This is a genomic window from Streptomyces sp. NPDC060366 (assembly GCF_042725135.1).
GTDB lineage: Bacteria > Actinomycetota > Actinomycetes > Streptomycetales > Streptomycetaceae > Streptomyces.
Genome location: NZ_JBHXDC010000013.1, coordinates 176,273 through 191,702, shown reverse-complemented (window position 1 = coordinate 191,702; position 15,430 = coordinate 176,273). Strand labels below are relative to the sequence as shown.

General features: G+C 72.7%; 13 protein-coding genes and 1 pseudogene. 4 read left to right on the top strand and 10 right to left on the bottom strand.

All coding sequences use genetic code 11. From position 1 onward, the window contains the following. Positions 1 to 91: 91 nt before the first annotated feature. Together ACFWHU_RS28180 and ACFWHU_RS28175 are read right to left on the bottom strand one after the other, a co-directional pair. The gene (locus tag ACFWHU_RS28180) at positions 92 to 2,368 is read right to left on the bottom strand and encodes a tetratricopeptide repeat protein (RefSeq protein WP_387228202.1); all 2,277 of its coding nucleotides are present in this window, start codon (positions 2,366 to 2,368) and stop codon (positions 92 to 94) included. Next, the gene (locus ACFWHU_RS28175) at positions 2,350 to 3,246 is read right to left on the bottom strand and encodes an oxygenase MpaB family protein (RefSeq protein ID WP_387228214.1); all 897 of its coding nucleotides are present in this window, start codon (positions 3,244 to 3,246) and stop codon (positions 2,350 to 2,352) included. Before ACFWHU_RS28175 ends, ACFWHU_RS28180 begins: the two co-directional genes overlap by 19 nt. 287 nt (positions 3,247 to 3,533) lie before the next feature. On the opposite strand from ACFWHU_RS28175, the gene ACFWHU_RS28170 reads away from it, so the two are divergent. Then, positions 3,534 to 5,087, top strand: coding sequence for an ATP-dependent DNA ligase (locus ACFWHU_RS28170; RefSeq protein WP_387228200.1), 1,554 nt, complete (start codon positions 3,534 to 3,536; stop codon positions 5,085 to 5,087). A 49-nt stretch (positions 5,088 to 5,136) separates the two neighbouring features. On the opposite strand, the pseudogene ACFWHU_RS28165 reads toward ACFWHU_RS28170, so the two are convergent. The 6 genes and pseudogenes from ACFWHU_RS28165 to ACFWHU_RS28140 form a co-directional block, all read right to left on the bottom strand. Further along, positions 5,137 to 5,346 (bottom strand): annotated as a pseudogene (locus ACFWHU_RS28165) (helix-turn-helix transcriptional regulator); the annotation flags it as partial. A gap of 31 nt (positions 5,347 to 5,377) precedes the next feature. Continuing rightward, entirely contained in the window at positions 5,378 to 6,430 is a 1,053-nt protein-coding gene (locus tag ACFWHU_RS28160) for a phosphatidylinositol-specific phospholipase C domain-containing protein (protein ID WP_387228198.1), read from the bottom strand. Between the two features lie 184 nt (positions 6,431 to 6,614). Next, positions 6,615 to 8,549 (bottom strand): NAD-binding protein, encoded by a 1,935-nt coding sequence (locus tag ACFWHU_RS28155; protein WP_387228212.1) that lies wholly within the window; start codon positions 8,547 to 8,549, stop codon positions 6,615 to 6,617. 152 nt (positions 8,550 to 8,701) lie between these two features. Then, positions 8,702 to 9,922, bottom strand: coding sequence for a methyltransferase (locus ACFWHU_RS28150; RefSeq protein ID WP_387228196.1), 1,221 nt, complete (start codon positions 9,920 to 9,922; stop codon positions 8,702 to 8,704). 65 nt (positions 9,923 to 9,987) lie between these two features. After that, positions 9,988 to 10,278 carry a hypothetical protein gene (locus ACFWHU_RS28145; protein ID WP_385799130.1) on the bottom strand — a complete coding sequence of 97 codons (291 nt, stop codon included), beginning with the start codon at positions 10,276 to 10,278 and terminating at the stop codon, positions 9,988 to 9,990. 4 nt (positions 10,279 to 10,282) lie between these two features. Beyond that, entirely contained in the window at positions 10,283 to 11,020 is a 738-nt protein-coding gene (locus ACFWHU_RS28140; protein ID WP_387228194.1) for a TetR/AcrR family transcriptional regulator, read from the bottom strand. A 303-nt stretch (positions 11,021 to 11,323) separates the two neighbouring features. Here ACFWHU_RS28140 and ACFWHU_RS28135 point away from each other — a divergent pair, with 303 nt between their 5' ends. The 3 genes from ACFWHU_RS28135 to ACFWHU_RS28125 all read left to right on the top strand — a co-directional run bounded on the left by ACFWHU_RS28135 (position 11,324) and on the right by ACFWHU_RS28125 (position 13,639). After that, complete coding sequence (locus ACFWHU_RS28135) at positions 11,324 to 11,977, top strand: hypothetical protein (RefSeq protein ID WP_387228192.1); 654 nt, start codon at positions 11,324 to 11,326, stop codon at positions 11,975 to 11,977. 82 nt (positions 11,978 to 12,059) lie between these two features. Further along, the gene (locus ACFWHU_RS28130; protein WP_385799136.1) at positions 12,060 to 12,767 is read left to right on the top strand and encodes a class F sortase; all 708 of its coding nucleotides are present in this window, start codon (positions 12,060 to 12,062) and stop codon (positions 12,765 to 12,767) included. 59 nt (positions 12,768 to 12,826) lie between these two features. Further along, positions 12,827 to 13,639 (top strand): GNAT family N-acetyltransferase, encoded by an 813-nt coding sequence (locus ACFWHU_RS28125; RefSeq protein ID WP_387228190.1) that lies wholly within the window; start codon positions 12,827 to 12,829, stop codon positions 13,637 to 13,639. A gap of 18 nt (positions 13,640 to 13,657) precedes the next feature. Here ACFWHU_RS28125 and ACFWHU_RS28120 read toward each other — a convergent pair whose 3' ends face one another. Next, positions 13,658 to 14,425, bottom strand: a complete 768-nt coding sequence (locus ACFWHU_RS28120; RefSeq protein WP_387228188.1) for an ABC transporter permease subunit — start codon at positions 14,423 to 14,425, stop codon at positions 13,658 to 13,660. Further along, the gene (locus tag ACFWHU_RS28115; protein ID WP_387228185.1) at positions 14,422 to 15,363 is read right to left on the bottom strand and encodes an ATP-binding cassette domain-containing protein; all 942 of its coding nucleotides are present in this window, start codon (positions 15,361 to 15,363) and stop codon (positions 14,422 to 14,424) included. The genes ACFWHU_RS28120 and ACFWHU_RS28115 overlap by 4 nt, the downstream gene beginning before the upstream one ends. Between the last annotated feature and the right edge of the window lie 67 nt (positions 15,364 to 15,430).

Here is a 15,430-nt window from a genome sequence, read left to right as displayed (position 1 = left end):
CAGCAACGGCTCGATCACCGCCCAGGCGGCATCACAAATCTCCCCATCCCTCATGACCGGACCAACGATCCGATGATCGAAAAGACACCCCCTAGTGCCGCCCCGCCTCGCGACGTTGGCGCAGGGCCGCGACCCGGCGGTAGAGCTCGACCGCCTCGCCGCCCCTGCCGAGCTGTTCGAGGCAGTGCGCCTCGTCGTTGCGGCTCGCGAGCGCGTCGGGGTGGTCCTGGCCCAGGACGTGTTCGCGGGACTCCGCCACCCTGCGGTAGACCATGAGGGCGTCGGCCCAGCGACCCAGCCAGCCCAGGGCGACGGCGACCTCGCGGCGGCTGACGAGGGTGTCCGGGTGGTCGGGGCCCAGGACCCGCTCGCGGATCGCGCACACGTCGCGGGACTCCGCGAGGGCCTCCTCCCAGCGGGCGAGCCGGCCGAGGTTCACCCCCAGTCCGTGCCGGGCGCGCAGCGTCTCGGGGTCGGTGGGGCCCTGCACGCGGGCACGGTCGTCGACGAGACTCCGGTACAGCTCCAGGGCCTCGGCGCTGCGGCCGAGCCGCCCGAGGCTTATGCCGACCTCGTAGCGTGCCGCGAGGCTGTCGGGGTGGTCGCCGCCGAGCGCGTGGGCGCGGCCGACCGCGACGTCTCGGTACGTCTGGAGCGCTTCCGTCCAGCGGCCCAGCATGCCGAGCGCGTAGGCGACCTCGTAGAGCGTGACCAGCGTGTCGGGGTGAGTGGCGCCGAGGACCCTGGTGCGTGCCGTCGCCACCTCGTGCGCCATCCGGTACGAGTCCTCGATCCGCCCGAGGCGGCTGAGGTTGAAGGCGAGGTTGTGGCGGCAGCGCAGGGTGTCGGGGTGGTCGGGGCCCATGGTGCGCTCGCGGGAGGCGAGGACCGCCGCGTACACCTCGTGCGCCTCGAAGTGCCGGCCGAGCTGCCCCAGTACGTACGCCGTCTCCTGACGTGCCGCCAGGGTCTCCGGGTGGTCGGGCCCCAGCGCCCGTTCGCGGCCTTCCGTGACGCGGACGAACTCCCGCAGCGCGTCCGCCGTGCGGCCGGTCCGGCTGAGCGTGAAGCCGACCTCGTAACGGCTGCCGAGGGTGTCGGGGTGGTCGGGCCCCAGCGCGTGCTCGCGCTCGGCCGCGACCGCCCGGTGCACCTCACCCGCCTCGTCCCAGCGGCCGAGCCTGCCCAGACTGAGGCCGGCGCTGTGCCTGCTGTTGAGCACGGCGATCTGTTCCGGCGAGGGCGTCGGGCGCTCGGGGCGGGCGTACCCGCCTGAGACGGGCCCCGCCGGCCCCGACGGCGTGGTCCACTCGCCGGTGAGTCCCGCCGTGTGGTCCGGAGGTGTGGTCCGCAGGGCGGAGGAGCCGGTCGCCTTGTGGCCGATGGTCATGCCGTACGTCCACGAGGGCAGCCGCGAGCCCGGACCGCCGTGCGACGTCGAGCCGTCGACGGCCGGCGGGTGCGCGAGCACCGGCGGCAGCGCCGGCGGCCGGCCGTCCCTGCCCTCCCGGCCCGACATCGAACGGGCGGCGATGATCTGGTGCCGGAGCGCGGTGGCGTCCGACGGCCGCTCCTCCGGCGTCTTGGCGAGCAGATCGAGGACGATCCGGTCCAGGAATTCGGGCAGTTCGGAGCGGTGGCTCCGCAGCGGTGTGGGGATGGTGTCCCGGTGCCCGACCAGGACGGCCCACGCGTCGTCCTGGTCGAAGGGCGGCACGCCGGTGGCGATCTCGTAGAGCACACAGCCCAGCGAGTACAGATCGCTGCGGTGGTCTATCGGCCCGCCGCCGATCTGCTCGGGCGACATGTAGTGCGGCGTGCCCATGGCGATGCCCGTGCCGGTGAGCTTGGAGGTGAAGCCGATGTCGTGGCCGAGCCGGGCGATGCCGAAGTCGCAGATCTTCACCGCGCCGTCGGTCAGCCGCATGATGTTGGCGGGCTTCAAGTCCCGGTGCACGATGCCCTGTTCGTGCGTGTACGCGAGCGCGTCCGAGACCTGCTCGGCGATGTCGACGATGTCCGGCACCGCGAGCGGGCCCTGTCTGTTGTCCTCCAGGAGCTGGCTGAGGTTACGACCTTCGAGCAGCTCCATCACCAGATACAGCACGCCGTCGTGTTCGCCGAAGTCGTGGACGACGGTGACGCCCCGGTGCTGGAGGGCGGCGGCGACGCGCGCCTCGCGGCGGAACCGTTCGCGCAGCACCCGGGTGAAGGACTGATCCTGCTGCGGGCCGAGCGGCTTGAGGCATTTGACGGCGACGTGCCGGCCGAGCGACTCGTCCTGGGCCCGCCACACCTCGCCCATGCCACCGCGCCCGATCAGATCGAGCAGCCGGTACCGGCCCTGGATCAGACTCGTTTCCGCCATTGCCCGCTGTCGCCCCCGTCGCCTCGCTGCGCCCTCCCCGGCCCGTCCAGTATGGCCGCCCGTCTGCGGAGTTTGGCAGCCTGTCTCCTGAGTTTGCGTGGGGTGGGCCGGGTGTCGGGTCCGAGTCTGGCCATGGCGCCCCTGATGTGGCCCGGTGGGATGCGTCTGCGCAGCCGGCCGGGGACGGCGCGCAGAAGCCCTCCGGTGGCGACGAGCCGGCGGGTCACGCGCCGTGGGGCGGGGGCGTCCCTGCCGTACAACTCGTGGGCGTACGCGGGCAGTGAGTCGTACGCGAGGGCTGAGACGTGCCGCCACAGCACGGCGCGGGCCGGGACGAGCAGGGGGTGCACGGGCGGGCGGCGCAGGAAGTCGTCCACCTCCCGTGCCTCGGGCCCGGCGGCCAGCTCGGGCCTTACCCGTTCGAAGTACGCGGCGAGTTGGGCTCTGTTCGCGGGCACGCGCGCCGGGTCGAGGCCTACGAGGCGGGCGCCTTCGCGGTGTTCGTCGATGTAGAGATCGGCCTGGGCGTCGGTGATCGGGAAGCCGGAGCGGCGCAGGACGTGCAGGTAGGAGTCGACCTCGGCGCAGTGCACCCAGAGCAGCAGGTCCGGTTCGTCGACGCCGTAACGCTCCCCGGTCGCCGGGTCGGTGACCTTGATGCGGGTGTGGATGCGGCGGACGCGGGCGCCGGCCTTCTCGGCGGCTTCGGTGGTGCCGTAGCTGATGGTGGCGACGAAGTTCGCGGTCCTCCTCAGCCGTCCCCAGGCGTTCTTCTTGAAGTCGCTGTTCTGTATGACGCCGCGCACGGCGCGCGGGTGCAGGGCCTGGAGGTAGAGGGCGCGGACTCCGGCGATCCACATCATCGGGTCGCCGTGCATCTGCCAGGTGACGGAGTCGGGGCCGAAGAGGCCGGGGTCCGCGTGAGCGCGGGCGTCTCCTTGGGAGCGTGCTTCGGCCCGCACGTGGGCCTGGGCGCGGGCGTCGGCCTGGGTTCGGGCGTCGCGCTCCCCGTGGCTCACCGTGACTCACCCCTCCGCTGTCGACCCGACTGCCCAGGTTAGCCGCGTGCCCGCCGCCATCTGTCGGAGGGCGCGGCGTCGGCGCCCGGCACGGCGCCGGGCGCCGACGAGGGGCGCGCGGGCGCGAGGCGTTGCAGGATGGCCGCATGCTGCTGGCCACGCTCGCCCATGTCTCACGGGAGGTCGCCGCGACGTCGGCGCGCTCCCGCAAGATCGCCCTGCTGGCCGAACTGTTCGGCGCGGCCGAGCCCGCCGACGTACCGGTCGTCATCCCGTGGCTGGCGGGCCGGCTGCCCCAGGGACGGATCGGTGTCGGCCGCCACGCGCTGAAGGACCCCGCGCCGCCGGCGGAAACGGCCACGCTGACCGTCCGCGAGGCGGACGACGTGGTCACCGCGCTCGCCGCCCTCACCGGCCCCGGCTCGCAGAGCGAACGCAGAAGACTCGTCCAGGACCTGCTGGGCGCGGCGACCGAGGAGGAACAGCGGTTCCTGATCGCGCTGCTGTTCGGTGAGGTGCGCCAGGGCGCCCTGGACGCCGTCGCCGGGGAGGCGCTCGCGCAGGCGACACAGGCTCCTCCCGCCGCCGTACGGCGGGCCGTGATGCTGGCCGGGTCGCTCCAGAGCGTCGCAGAGCGGCTGCTGGCAGACGGCCCCGACGCGCTCGCCGAGTTCCGGCTGACGGTGGGCCGCCCCGTACTGCCGATGCTCGCGCAGACGGCGGGTGGCGTCACCGAGGCCGTGGTGCGGCTCGCGCCGTGCGGCGTGGAGGAGAAGCTGGACGGGATTCGCGTCCAGGTCCATCGGACGGGTGATGTCGTACGGGTCTACACCCGCACCCTCGACGACATCACCGACCGGCTGCCCGAGGTGACGGCCGCCGCGCTGGCGCTGGACGGTGACCGCTTCATCCTGGACGGCGAGGTCATCGCACTGGACACGGACGGCAGGCCCCGGGCGTTCCAGGAGGTCGCGGGGCGGGTCGGCTCCCGTACCGATGTCGGAGCGGCCGCCGCCGCCCTGCCTCTGTCGCCGGTCTTCTTCGACGTGCTCGCCGCCGACGGCGAGGACCTGCTCGACCTGTCGTACGCGGAGCGCCGTACGACGCTGGACCGGCTGGTCCCGGAGCCGATGCGGGTCCGGCGGGTGGTGGTGTCCGCGCCGGAGGGGGACGCCGCGCCCGACACCGAGGAGGCGGAGGCGTTCTGGCGCGCCACGCTGGACCGGGGCCACGAGGGTGTCGTGATCAAGGCGCTCGACACGCCGTACAGCGCGGGCCGGCGCGGCGCCGGATGGGTGAAGGTCAAACCGGTCCACACGCTGGATCTCGTGGTGCTGGCGGCCGAGTGGGGCCACGGCAGGCGCACGGGCAGGCTGTCCAATCTGCATCTGGGGGCCAGGCAGCCGGACGGGTCGTTCGTGATGCTCGGCAAGACCTTCAAGGGCCTGACGGACGTGATGCTGGAGTGGCAGACGGCGCGTCTGCGGGAGCTGGCCGTGGGCGACGACGGCTTCACGGTGCGGGTGCGTCCGGAGCTGGTGGTGGAGATCGCCTACGACGGGCTCCAGCGCTCGTCCCGCTACCCGGCGGGGGTGACGCTGCGGTTCGCGCGGGTGCTGCGTCACCGCGAGGACAAGCCGGCGTCACAGGCGGACACGCTGGAGACGGTGCTCGGCGGTCACCTCACGTCCGGCGGCTGAGGCCGGTCCCGGCCACCGGCCGCCGTGAATCGGCGCGTGCCGCGTCGGCTCACCCCGCGAGGTCCCTCGCCACCAGCGCGGCCTGTACGCGGTTGGAGACGCCCCACTCCGTGAGGATCCGGCTCACCTGCGCCTTCACCGTCGCCTCGCGCACCTGGAGCAGGTCCCCGATGTCCGCGTCGGTCATGCCGTCGGCGAGCGCCGCCAATACCTGGCGCTCCCTCGGGGTGAGCCGCTCCGCCGCCGCCCGCGCGGCCCGGGGGACCGCGCGGCCGGGCCCTCGGCCCCGTCTACTGCCCCGCGCCGCGCTCCACGACGGTGGCGAGCACGGACGGCAGCGGGTGCCAGTCCGACGACACGATGCTCGCGTGCCGCCCCGCCAGCAGCGTGACGCGGTCACGCGCCTGCGCCTCGGTCGGATTCGTGCCGTCGATGGCGGGCGCCACGGCGTGCGCGTCCGTCATGACCACCAGATAGTGCCGCTGGTCGTACCAGGCGGTGTCGAAGCCCTCGGCGGCGTAGGTGGACGCGGAGCCGTCGAAGACGACGAACCACGGCCGGAGCGAGGCGTCGGCGTACCGGGTGCGGGGGTCCCCGGCGGCGGCGCCGAGCACGGCGGGGAAGGCCGCCGCGTCGCCGAGCCGGCCGGCGGCGGCGAGGTCCCGCAGATGGGTGGCGTACTCGCGGTCGGTCCACAGGGTGTCGAGGGGGTTCTGCTGCTCGACGGTGCCGGGGATCAGCTCGAATATGAACTTCCCAGCGAGCGCGGAGCGCGCCGGCCAGCCGCGCTCGCGCACGGCGGTGTCGAGGTCCCCACTGCCGCCCACGAGGTCGGCGGGGCGGTAGACCGCGTCGCCGAGCGTGGAGGTCAGGAGCGCGTCGAGTGCGGCGGGGCCGCGTCCGCCCTTGCCCTGGAAACCGTCCTTCAGCTCGACCTTGACGAGGATCGGCCGGTGGCCGGGGTTGGCGTCGTGCCAGACCTTCATGTCCGCGAGACAGCCGGGCAGGCCCTGGTCGCGGGCCTTGGCGCGCAGTTCACCGGCGTTGGCGGCGTTCACGCAGTTGCTGTTGCTGCCGAGCGGGTTGCTGTGCGAGACCCGCCACGACGCGCCGAACACATTGGTCCACACGTCGAGTTCGAGCATCCCGGCACCGGAGTCCAGCACGTCGGCGAGATACGGGAAGGTCGTCTTCTCGTACGCGTTGTGGACCCCGACCCCGGTGGAAGAGGAGTACGGCAGTTGTTCGTCGGCGGCGGCGGTACTCGCCTGGCTCAGCGCGCCCACCAGGGCCAGCGTCCCGGCCGCGCCCGCGGCCACTGTCGTACGCATGAGTCTTCCCATGTTCCCGGCCTTCCCGTCATTCGAGTGAAGTGACGGGAACAGTAAGGCAGTTGGGTGACCGGCGGGGGGACGGAGGCTTACGTGACCCGGCACCGTCCGCAGTACGGCGGGAACAGACACATCCGGTGGCCGATATCCGCGCGAGCCCCGGTCGGGCGGGCACCGCGGATCCGCGAGACACGCCCTACGGCGCCGGGGGCCCGGGCCGGGTGGTGGCCTGGCGGCCCATCAGCTCGGCCAGTCCCCGCCGGGTGGCGGCCAGTACGACACGGTCCTGGGCGCGCAGCACATAGCCGGGGTCCAGATCCCACACCAGTCCGGCGGTCCGGTCCTCGTCGTGGTCGCGCCGGGTGTCCGCGAGATCGGGCAGCCGGTCCCCCGGCGCCGCCGTGTCCAGCGCGATGACCCGCCACGAGCCCGGCCTGAACACCTCGGCGACGGTGCGCCCCTGGAGCCTCGGGTGGCCGGCCACGTCGATGGCCGCGACCAGCAGCACCTTGCGCTCGACCGGGATCGCGCCGAGAATCTGACGCCCCATCATGGCGATGGCGAAGGCCGGGGCCGCGAGCGTGGAGACGCTGCGGCTGCGGGTCAGGGCGCGGGGGTGGGCGGCGCGCAGCGTCCGGTAGACGGCGGTGGCGAACTCGTCGTCGTACAGCCGCAGGGCGACCCGCAGGTCCGGTTTGACGGACCGTGCGTACAGGGCGGCTTCGAGGTTGGTGACGTCGATGCTGGTGAGGGCGAGCAGCGCGTGCGCCCGGTGCACCTTGGCCGCCTCCAGGACCCCCTCCTGCGTCACGTCGCCGACCACCGTCGGCACCCGCAGACTCCGGGCGAGGGCGATGCCACGGGCCTCGGGGTCCTCCTCCACGCAGACCACCGGGATGTCCAGTTCGCGCAGCCGTACCAGCACCCTGCTCCCGATCTTGCCGAGGCCGAGCAGCACGATGTGACCGGACAGTCCGCGGGGCGGCCTGCGCAGCGCCGACGCGTTGCGGAACGTGCCGAGCCCTTCGAGCACGGCGGCGAGCAGCACCGGCAGCAGCAGCAACCCGGCGACGCCCGACAGGAGTTGGATCAGCTGACGGTCCAGGTCCTCGCCGGTGGCGGGGTCTCCGATGGCGAACAGGTCGAGCAGGACGATGTACGTCGCGTGCAGCGGGTGGTCGTCGGTGGTGATCGCGGAGGCGACGGCCAGGGCCAGTACGGCGACGGCGATCCCCGCGAACGACCAGCGCAGCCGCCGGGAGAAGAGCGACCCCAGCGGGGCTCCGCGCCCGGTGGTCCGGCGGCGTGACAGCGGCTCACCCTCGTGGGAGACGGCCTCCAGGACCACGGTGCCCCGGCCGGTGGCCGCCGCCGTGGTGTCGTCGTCGGGCAGCAGCCGGGGGCCGTCGTTGCCGCTGCTGTCCGAACCCTCCGTGCCCGCAGGGTCGTTGGTCGTGGACGACAGCAGGGCGAGGGTGCACAGACCGGGGTCGGCGACCTCGCCGGGGCCCGGCGGATTGCGCTCCACGGCCCGCAGCATCAGCCCGTCGGCCCGGACGATCTTGCTGGTGCCGGCCACGGCGGTGGCCGCCAGCGCGGGAGCGGCGGTGTCGGCGTCGGAGAGCACGGTGGTGGACGCGTCGAGGGCGGCGATGTCCAGACCGGGGACGGCGACGGCCGCCGCCTGGTCGAGCAGTTCTTCGAGATGCTGGCCGAGTTTGCGGTTGTAGAGCCGGATGACGAGGCGCAGTTGGGGATTGAGCCGCCGGGCGGCGAGGGCTGTCCTGATGTTGACCTCGTCGTCGTCGTGGACGAGCGCGAGGGCCGCCGCCTCGGTCACTCCCGCTTCCACGAGGACATCAGTGTCTAGTTCCGCGGCCTCGATGAGCTGCGGGAGTCCGGGGTCGCCGGGCCGGCCGTCGGGACCGCCGGTGGTGGGGCCGTACGTCCGGGCCATGACCGCCGACATCCGGCCGATGAGGGCGGAGGCTCTGCCACGGCCGGTGAGCGGCGCGGGGTCCCTGCGTTCCGCGCGCACGGGCGGGACGACGAGGGTCACCTGCTCCCCGTAGACGTCACGCAGTTCACCGGCCAGCCGGTGGCCGAGCGCGTCGTCGCCGCACACGATCATGTGGCCGGGCTGCGAGCCGTGTTGTACCTGGGACGGAAGTTGCGGCAGTGACGTCACGGGCCCCAGTGTGCCGAACAGGCGGGCGGAAAAGGCAAGTTCCGGCCGGTCAGCCCCGGTGAGCCCGCATGATCTTCACCGGATCCGACGACCGGTCAGCGCCGGACCGCCCGCAGGACCACGAACTTCGGATCGCTCGCCACGACGTCGCAGTTGCCGAACAGCCGCCGCAGCTTGGTGTGGTAACCGAGATGTCTGTTGCCGACGACCCACAGCTCGCCGCCGGGCCGCAGCGCCTCGCGCGATCCGGTGAACATCCGGAAGGCCGTCGCGTCGGTGGTCGCCTGGTGGCTGTGGAACGGCGGATTGTTGAGTACGAGGTCGGCCGATCCGGCCGCCACGCTGGCCAGGCCGTCCCCGACGACGAACTCCGCCGGATTGCCGGTGCCGACGTTCTTGGCGTAGGTCGCCTCGGCGGACGCCACGGCCGAGAAGGACTCGTCGATGAACGTCACCCGGGCCTCCGGATTGGCCACGGCGACGGCCGTGCCGACGACGCCGTTCCCGCAGCCGAGGTCGACGACGTGCTGAGGACCACGGCGCGCGGGCAGATTGCGCAGGAAGAACCTCGTACCGATGTCGAGGCGTTCCGCGCAGAAGATCCCGGCGTGGTTGACGACGGTCAGACCCGAGCCGGTGCCGGCGCCTTCGGGGACGGTGTACGAGATCGGCCAGGGACCCGGCGTCGCGCGGAAGCGGGCGTGTTCGGCGGCCGGCGCGCAGAAGATCAGACGCGCCTTCTTCACCGCGAGCGAGGTGCGGGTCGGGCCGAGGATCTGCTCGAAGAGTTTCAGCGTGGAGGTGTGGATCTCGGTGACCTTGCCGGTGCCGACCACGACGGTCCCCCGGTGCACGGCCGGCGCCAGCCGGTGCAGTTGGTCCTCCAGGAGCGAGAGGCTCTTGGGCACCCGGACCAGCAGGACGTCGATCCGCTCGGGCGGTGTCTCCCGCGCCGACAGCAGCCGTACGGCGTCGGTGTCGATGCCGTTGCGGAGCAGGTTGGCGTGGGTCGCCCGCTGTGTGAGGTAGGAGTCGGTGATCTGTACGGGGCGGTGCGGGGCGAGCGCGGTGGCGAGCGCGCCCCACCGGTCCCCGACGACGACCACGTTGCCGGACAGATCCACGCCGGCGCCCACAGCCACGGCGGCCGCGGCGTCGTCCCCGTCAGCGGATCCGGCTTCGGCCTCGGCTTCGGCCTCGGCGAGATGCCGCAGCAGGTACTCGTCGGCCGCGTCCCAGGCCCGCAGCGTGTCGCGGGGCTGCTCGGGAAAGCGAGCAAGGTCGAGATCGCCCCAGGGCGTCGTCAAACGGTTCATCGTCCACCCAGGCTAACCGAGCGGCCGGAGCGCCCCGTCGGGGACGTAACCCGCTGAGCTGCCGTTCAGCCCTTCCCGCCGTCCCCGCGGTCCCGGTCCCCGTCTCCGGCCCGCGCGTCCCGCGCGTGCTCCCTGGCCATCTCGCGGGCCCGCTGTAGCGCGATCCTGGCCTGCCGCACGGTCAGCACGGCGGCGAACTCGGACCGTGCGATGTCGAGGACGACTTCGGCGTCGGCGGGCGGTTCCGGGTGGTTGCGCAGGGCGATGTCCGCGGCGGCCAGCGCGAGGATGTCGTCGTCGGGCGACGCGCCCGGCTGCGACATGGTCCGCATGACCTGGTGCCAGAGACCGCTCATGCTGTCACGCTCCCTCGTCCGCGCGGCCGGCACCGGCTCCCGGTGCCGTGGGGTGGCCGATCGTGCCGAGCACGTGCTGGGTCATCTCGTCCGCCACGAGCTCCCGTGGCACCGCTCCCCCGCTGCGGGCCCAGTGCGCCATCAGCTCGTTGATGGCGCCGATCAGGGCGACCATCGCCAGGGTGTAGTCGCGTGGCACCGCCTCGCCCCGGCCGACCGCACGGTCCGCCTCACCGATCAGGAAGTCCGTCCACAGGCTGCGCCAGACGACCCGGTGGTCCTCCACGGCGCGATTGACACCGATCACCTCGACGAAGGCGACCTGCGCGGAGGCGAGGTCGGCGGTCACCGCTCCGACGTACGCGCGGATCAGCGCGCCGATCCTGGTCCGGGTGTCGGCCGTCTCGATCGCGGGATCTCCCAGGACCGCGAGTGTCGCCTCCATGCCGGCCCGCGCGACCTGGTTGTGGAGAGCGATCAGCAGGGCTTCGCGTCCCTCGAACTCCTGGTAGAACGCGCGGATCGACACATGCGCGGTGGCGCAGATCCGTTCGATCGAGGTGCCCACGTAGCCGCGTGTCGTGAAGAGGTCGGTCGCGGTCGTCAGCAGCCGTTCACGGCGCTGTGCCTTGCGTATGTGTCCGGTGTCGAGTCCGGCCCCAGGGGCACCACCCGACCCGTCGCTGCCGTCCGTACCGTCCGTACCGTCCGTACCGCCCGCGGGGTCACCTGTTGGCTCCATCCGCTCTCCCCGAATCACGCAATGCCTGGCTCACGCCATGCGCCCATGGCGGAGTCACCGGTAAGAGTGCTTATCGAGCATGGCACGCGCGGTGCGCCCGCCGGCCGGGTTTCCGTGAATTTCCGGGGATCGTACGGCGCGTGACCCGCTGCCCGTCCGGTAGCCCAAGTGGCGGCGGCGACGGTCTCCCGGCGTGCGCTGACAAATCATCACTTCTAGCGTCGGGACAACTGTGCGGTGCGTCGGGCTTTCCCCGGCGTGCCGCATCCGACGATCACGGGACGATCAGGAGTGGGAGATCCGATGCGCAGGATAGCTACGGCCTCGGCGGCGATCGTGGGCGCCGCGGCTCTCGTTCTCGGGGCGGGGTGGCCCGCGGTCGCGGGCGACGAGGCCGAATTCGACTACAGCGTCTCCCCCGAGGCGATCGAACCCGGTGGCGAGGTGCAGATCCGGACCAAGGGTTGCCAGGTACCGACCGTGACCGTGTCGTCGGGGGTGTTCGCAACCGTCACCCTCAAGGAGGGCGAGGCGAAGTCGGCCAGGATCTTCGACGACGTGAAGGCGGAGGCGGAGTACGAGATCACCTTCGACTGCGGCGGTGCGATCCGCTCGTTGCCACTGATGATCAAACCGGGCAAGCCCGGTAAGCCGAGTAAACCCGGTAAGCCCGAGAAACCGGCCGAGTCGGGCAAGCCGCCGGGACCGTGGGAGTCGCCCCGGCCGGAGCACACGAAGCGCCCGGAGCACTCGCAACGCCCGGAACACCCTGAACAGCGGCCTCATGAGCCTCAGCCGCATGAGACCACCGCGCACAAGGGTGTGAAGGCCGGCATCGGCGGGAGGACCGACGGTGAACCGAACACGGCCGGGCTGGCGGTCGGAGCCGGGGTCATCGCGGTCGCGCTCGGCGGCGCTGTCCAGCTGGTCCGCCGCCGGTCGGTGAACGGCTCCTGACCACGTCCCCGCCCATGGATCCGGCCGTGCCTCGTCGCGCGGCCGGATGCACGGGCCCATCCCCGGCGCCGGACGGTGCGTGATGACGGAAACGGAAAGGCTCCGGGCCTCCCGGTGGTCCACGGTCGTACTGCTCCTGCTCGTCGGCATCTTCGTGGTGCGGATCAGCGCCGAGGGGCAGCTCGTGCTCCCGCCGCAGCCCGCCGCGGCGGGGTCCGTGGTGGCCGACGACGGGAGGGACGCCGGGCGGGACACGGGGAGGGAGAAGGACGCGGACGCGATGCCCCGGCCCGCCGGAGCGGCGGCGAGGGCCGCGCCTGCGCTGCCGGGCTCCACCGCGACCCGGATCCGCATCCCCTCGGTAAAGGTCGACGCGCCAATGACCCGGGTGTCGCTGGACGCCGCCGGCTGGATCGACGCGCCACCGACCGGCCGGCCCGAACTGGCGGGCCACTTCCAGGGATCGGTGACACCCGGCGAGCAGGGCACCTCGGTGATCGTGGGCCATGTCGACACCGCCCAAGGCCCCGCCGTCTTCTACGACTTGGGCCGACTCGCCAAGGACAGCCGCGTCGAGGTGACACGCGCCGACGGCACCACGGCCGTGTTCACCGTCTACGGCGTCGAGGCCTTCACCAAGCACGGCTTCCCGGCCGAGAGCGTCTACCGCGCGACGGGGGCGCCCGAACTGCGCCTGATCACCTGCGGCGGCCCGTTCAGCGAGAAGACCGGGTACCAGGGCAACGTGGTCGCCTTCGCCCGTCTCACCGAGACCCGTAAGGCGGCCTGACCGGCGACTGCGCGGCAAACCCTGTTGCGGCGCGGGCGGCGCCCCGCTGAAGTGGGCGGATGGACACTGAAGCGGTACGCGCGCTGTTCGACCGCCAGATGCGCAGGCAGGCCCCGGCCGACGGTCCCGGGGCCGTGGTCGAACGGGTGGGCGCCGTGGTCCGCCAGACGGCCACCGGACCCGACAGCGGCGCCGGATCCGGGGCGGAACCGGACGGCGGCTGGAACGGTGTCCTGTGGTCGGATCTGGACACGGAATCCGCGGATGCCGAGATCGCCCGGCAGATACGTCATTTCACGTCCCTCGGCCTCGAGTTCGAGTGGAAGGTCTACTCCCACGACGCGCCTCACGACCTGCCCCGACGGCTGGCGGCGGCCGGGTTCACGCCCGAGCCCCCGGAGACACTGATGGTCGCCGAGGCCGCCGGCCTGCCGCGTGATGTCGCGCTGCCCGAGGGGGTGCGGCTGATCGCGGTGACCGACGCGGCGGGTGTGGAGCTGATGGCCGAGGTCCACGAGCAGGCCTTCGGCACGGACCGTAGCCACACCCGTGAACGGCTGCTGGCCCAACTCGCCGCGGCGCCCGGCAGCGTCGCGGCAGGTGTCGCCATGGCCGGTGACGTGCCGGTGAGCGCGGCGCGGATGGAGCTGCCGCCGGGCACGGAGTTCGCCGGCCTGTGGGGCGGCGGCACCGTCCCCGCCTGGCGCGGCCGGGGTCTCTACCGCGCGCTGGTCGCCTTCCGTACGAGCCTGGCCGCCGAGCGGGGCTACCGCTACATGCAGGTCGACGCGTCGAGCCGGAGCCGCCCGATCCTGCGGCGGCTCGGCTTCGAGGAGCTGAGCACGACCACGCCGTACGTCTACACCCCCTGACCACGTTTGCCCCGGGTCTCAGACATCGCGCCGACGCAGCGCCCCGATCCCGATGAGCAGCAGCGCGAGCGTCGAGCCGGTGACCAGCCAGAGCGACGGCCAGGCCCCCAGACTGCCGACCGTCTCGGCCGTCGCGTCCGAGGTCTGCGTCAGTTTCTCCAGTGCGGCCGTCGGCGAGAGGCCCGCGATCCAGCGCCGCGCGTCGCCGAAGAGCGGGCCGAACAGGGACGGCAGGAGCAGCAGTCCGATGACGGTGGTGACGGCGCCGGCCGAGTGCCGTACGAGCGTGCCGACCGCCAGGCCCAGCAGACCGGCGACGGCGAAGGAGGCCGCGATCCCGAAGAGGGCCGGCAGCGGCTCGCCGGCCGCGTACCGGTCGGGGAGCAGCGCGTCTCCGACGAGGACGGCGAGCAAGCAGGAGACCAGAGCGGTCACGTACATCACGGCCGCGACGACGGCCGCCTTGGCGGCCATGACCGTGCCCCGGCGCGGGTTGGCGGCGAAGGTCGTACGGATGGTGCCACTGGCGTACTCGCCGGTGACGGTCGTCGCGCCGACGACGGCGGCGAGCATCTGCGCGACGACGGCCAGGGTGAGGCTGCCGCCGATGACCGTGTCGTCGTCCTGAAGACTGCCCGTGGCCGCGACGAACACCGCCCCGGCGACGGGGACGACGGCGGTCGCGAGCGTCGTCCACACCGTGGAACGCACGCTGCGGAATTTGATCCACTCGGCGGCGAGGGCCTGCCTAAATCCGGCCCGCGCGGTCGTCGTGTCCCCCGTCATCGGCCGGCCCCCGCCCCCGCCGTGGGCCCGCCGGCGCGGTACTCGGCGGAATCGCCCGCCAGCGCCGTGTAGACCTCTTCCAGCGTGGAGTGCGCCGGGGTGAGTTCATGGACGGCGAGTGCGTGGTCACGCACCAGATCACCGATGGCCGTCGCCGTCGCGTCGGCCCCCTCGACCCGCCAGCCGCCGCCGGGGTCGAGCCGGACGTCCCAGCCCCTTCTCTCCAGCAGCGCCCGCAGCTTCTCGGGTTCGGGTGAGCGTACGAGTGTGTGGGCCCGGGAGTTGGTGCGGATGAAGTCGCGCATCGTGGTGTCGGCGATGAGTCTGCCCCGGCCGATCACGATGAGATGGTCGGCGGTCAGCTCCATCTCGCTCATCAGATGGCTGGACAGGAAAACCGTACGGCCCTGCGCGGCAAGGGATTTCATCAGCCCGCGGATCCACCGGATGCCCTCGGTGTCAAGGCCGTTGACGGGTTCGTCGAGGATCAGCACCTCGGGATCACCGATCAGCGCGGCGGCGATCCCGAGCCGCTGGCCCATGCCGAGCGAGAAGCCCTTGGCGCGGGTGCGGGCCGTGTCGTCGGGCAGGCCGACGAGGTCGAGGACGTCGTCGACGCGGCTGTCCGGGATGCCGTTGCTCGCCGCGAGCGCGGCGAGGTGCCGGTGGGCGGAGCGCCCGCCGTGCACACCCTTGGCGTCCAGCAGCGAGCCGACGGTGCGCAGGGGCGCGGTGAGGTCCGCGTAGCGTCTGCCGCCGACGGTGACGCGGCCGCCGGTCGGTGTGTCGAGCCCGAGGATCAGCCGCATGGTGGTCGACTTGCCGGCTCCGTTCGGGCCGAGAAACCCGGTCACCCTGCCGGGCCGCACGGTGAACGACAGCCGGTCGACGACGTTCCTGCCGCCGTAGCGCTTGGTGAGTTCCGTTGCTTCGATCATGCCGTCGACGCTAGGGAGTGCGCTGCCCGTGGACATCCGCCGACCGGAGTCGGCCGCTACTCCGGCC

Coding starts and splice junctions, on each gene's coding strand:
- ACFWHU_RS28140 (WP_387228194.1), bottom strand. CDS start 11,020: ATGGAGCCAACAGGTGACCCCGCGGGCGGTACGGACGGTACGGACGGT.
- ACFWHU_RS28160 (WP_387228198.1), bottom strand. CDS start 6,430: ATGGGAAGACTCATGCGTACGACAGTGGCCGCGGGCGCGGCCGGGACG.
- ACFWHU_RS28135 (WP_387228192.1), top strand. CDS start 11,324: ATGCGCAGGATAGCTACGGCCTCGGCGGCGATCGTGGGCGCCGCGGCT.
- ACFWHU_RS28115 (WP_387228185.1), bottom strand. CDS start 15,363: ATGATCGAAGCAACGGAACTCACCAAGCGCTACGGCGGCAGGAACGTC.
- ACFWHU_RS28155 (WP_387228212.1), bottom strand. CDS start 8,549: ATGATCGTGTGCGGCGACGACGCGCTCGGCCACCGGCTGGCCGGTGAA.
- ACFWHU_RS28175 (WP_387228214.1), bottom strand. CDS start 3,246: ATGCACGGCGACCCGATGATGTGGATCGCCGGAGTCCGCGCCCTCTAC.
- ACFWHU_RS28130 (WP_385799136.1), top strand. CDS start 12,060: ATGACGGAAACGGAAAGGCTCCGGGCCTCCCGGTGGTCCACGGTCGTA.
- ACFWHU_RS28170 (WP_387228200.1), top strand. CDS start 3,534: ATGCTGCTGGCCACGCTCGCCCATGTCTCACGGGAGGTCGCCGCGACG.
- ACFWHU_RS28120 (WP_387228188.1), bottom strand. CDS start 14,425: ATGACGGGGGACACGACGACCGCGCGGGCCGGATTTAGGCAGGCCCTC.
- ACFWHU_RS28125 (WP_387228190.1), top strand. CDS start 12,827: ATGGACACTGAAGCGGTACGCGCGCTGTTCGACCGCCAGATGCGCAGG.
- ACFWHU_RS28180 (WP_387228202.1), bottom strand. CDS start 2,368: ATGGCGGAAACGAGTCTGATCCAGGGCCGGTACCGGCTGCTCGATCTG.
- ACFWHU_RS28145 (WP_385799130.1), bottom strand. CDS start 10,278: ATGAGCGGTCTCTGGCACCAGGTCATGCGGACCATGTCGCAGCCGGGC.
- ACFWHU_RS28150 (WP_387228196.1), bottom strand. CDS start 9,922: ATGAACCGTTTGACGACGCCCTGGGGCGATCTCGACCTTGCTCGCTTT.